1 protein-coding gene is annotated in these 237 nt (G+C 54.0%); it reads left to right on the forward strand.

The genetic code is table 11. The features are described 5' to 3' along the window. Positions 1-14: 14 nt before the first annotated feature. Positions 15-237 (forward strand): hypothetical protein (locus tag KMS84_RS44880; protein ID WP_256921674.1); only part of this gene is annotated, 223 nt, incomplete at its 3' end.

A 237-nucleotide genomic window follows, 5' to 3' on the forward strand; every position in this document is an offset into this window, starting at 1 on the left:
CTGGAGGAGCGCGCATGAGGCCGTTCAGTCTGGCTGTGAAGCTGGGATTCAAAGTCGGTTTGATGAGCGCAGCGCTGCTCCTCCTTTTCGCCACCTTTGGGTATGTGATGGTGAGCCAAGCTCTCGAGAGAAACTCCCGAATGGACCTCGAAGTGAAAATGGCGGGTATGACTCACAACCTATCCGCTATCACTAGTATCGCTGATGTCAATCCAGACGCGCACCAGCTAGTTGACT

It is taken from the genome of Streptomyces hilarionis (assembly GCF_024539675.1).
In the GTDB taxonomy this organism is placed as follows: Bacteria; Actinomycetota; Actinomycetes; order Streptomycetales; family Streptomycetaceae; genus Streptomyces; species Streptomyces hilarionis.